The following is a 2074-nucleotide window of genomic DNA, read 5'->3' on the forward strand; positions in this document are numbered from 1 at the left end:
GTTTGTCGACGTGGCCGAGGAACTGGCCATCGAGCGCGCGAAAAAGCTGTTCGGCTGCAACTTCGCCAATGTCCAGCCGAATTCGGGCAGCCAGATGAACCAGGCGGTGTTCCTGGCGCTGCTCCAGCCCGGCGACACCTTCATGGGGCTCGACCTGAATTCGGGCGGCCATCTCACCCACGGCTCGCCGGTCAACATGAGCGGCAAGTGGTTCAAGGTCGTCTCCTACGGCGTGCGCAAGGATGATCACCTCCTAGACATGGACGCGATCGAGAGGGCCGCGCATGAGACCAAGCCGAAGCTGATCCTGGCCGGCGGCACCGCCTATTCGCGCATCTGGGACTGGAAGCGTTTCCGCGAGATCGCCGATTCGATCGGCGCTTATCTCATGGTCGACATGGCGCATATCGCCGGGCTCGTCGCCGGCGGCGTGCACCCGTCGCCGCTGCCTTATGCCCATGTCGTGACCACGACGACCCACAAATCCCTGCGCGGCCCGCGCGGCGGCATGATCCTGTGCAACGACGAGGAAATCGCCAAGAAGATGAACTCGGCGGTGTTCCCGGGCTTGCAGGGCGGTCCGCTGATGCATGTCATCGCCGCCAAGGCGGTGGCGCTCGGCGAAGCGCTGAAGCCGAGCTTCAAGGCTTATGCGGAGAGCGTCGTCGCCAACGCCAAGGCGCTTGCGTCCAGCCTACAGGAGACCGGCCTCGACATCGTATCGGGCGGTACCGACAACCATTTGATGCTGGTCGATCTTCGTCCGAAGAACGCCACCGGCAAGCGCGCGGAGGCGGCCCTCGGCCGCGCCAACATCACCTGCAACAAGAACGGGATCCCGTTCGATCCGGAAAAGCCGTTCGTCACCTCGGGCGTGCGCCTCGGCACGCCGGCCGGCACAACGCGCGGCTTCGGCCAGGCCGAATTCCGCGAGATCGGCAAGCTGATCGCCGAGGTGCTGGACGGGCTGAAGGTGGCGAATTCCGACGAAGGCAATGCAGCGGTCGAGGCCGCGGTGAAGGCCAAGGTCACGGCGCTGACCGACCGCTTCCCGCTCTACCCCTACCTCGGTTGATCCTTCCGCCGGCTGTTAGCCCTCGGTTGACCGGGCGCCGCGCGTCATCTTTTATCCTCGCGCTTCGCGCCGCTCCCTGATCGGGCGGCGCGCTTACCGGAGACTTGATGATGCGCACTTTCCACCTTGTCGCCTTGGCCTTGTCAGGCTCGCTGACCGCCTTCGCCCTGACCGGCGCAATTGCTCAGGAGCAGACGCAGTCCGCCTCCGACATGCCGGCCACCAAAACCTTCGGCAGGTGGACCACCATCATCGATACGCTCGATACCGGACAGGACGCACACAAAACCTGCGCCGCCTCGACGGCTTTCGTCGATGGCGACGGCAACGCCGGCTCCCTGACCCTGTCGATCTCGACCGGCGACGCGCTGCCGCCGGATGCCTATCCGGCCATCATGTTCATCATCGACAACAAGACCCTGCCGACGGGCGACAAGATCGCCGCGACTTTCGGCGACCCCGGCGTGAAGGTCGCCGCGACCGTAAGCTCCAACGCGGCCGCGGGCGGCCGTCCGAGCTGGATGGTCGACAACCAGGCCAAGACCAGCCTTGCTTTGCTGCGCGCCATGCGCAAGGTGACGTCGCTCGACGTGACCTTCGGCAAGCAGCAGGTCACCAGCATCCCGATGGACGGCTTCACCAAGGCCTATCGCAATCTCGGCACCTCCTGCGGGTTTTCGACCAAGGATGTCGCGCCCTGACACTGTCGGCCGGCGGGGTAAGCCGCTGGCAATCTTGCTTATGCATCGCTATCTCTGAGGCATAAAAGGCTCTAAGCCTGTCGCCCACAGAATCGCGAACCCAAGGCTCTCCATGCGCTGCCCCTATTGCCAGTCCGAAGATACGCAGGTGAAGGATTCGCGTCCCGCCGAGGATGGCGCGGCGATCCGCAGGCGGCGGGTGTGCCCGGATTGCGGCGGCCGCTTCACCACCTTCGAGCGCGTCCAGCTGCGCGACCTCGTCGTCGTCAAGAAGTCCGGCCGCAAGGTGCCTTTCGAC

Annotated in this window: 2 protein-coding genes and 1 pseudogene; all 3 read left to right on the forward strand. The window is 64.9% G+C overall.

Features of this window, described 5'->3' with window-relative positions; translation table 11 throughout:
* On the forward strand, nt 1-1075 hold a 1075-nt coding region (gene glyA / locus EOA27_RS33585), incomplete at its 5' end, for a serine hydroxymethyltransferase (RefSeq protein ID WP_145970728.1).
* 107 nt (nt 1076-1182) lie between these two features.
* Nucleotides 1183-1776 carry a hypothetical protein gene (locus tag EOA27_RS33590; RefSeq protein ID WP_245463292.1) on the forward strand — a complete coding sequence of 198 codons (594 nt, stop codon included), beginning with the start codon at nt 1183-1185 and terminating at the stop codon, nt 1774-1776.
* Nucleotides 1777-1888: 112 nt separating this feature from the next.
* Nucleotides 1889-2074 (forward strand): annotated as a pseudogene (locus tag EOA27_RS33595) (transcriptional repressor NrdR); the annotation flags it as partial.

Source organism: Mesorhizobium sp. M2A.F.Ca.ET.037.01.1.1 (assembly GCF_003998075.1).
Lineage (GTDB): Bacteria > Pseudomonadota > Alphaproteobacteria > Rhizobiales > Rhizobiaceae > Mesorhizobium.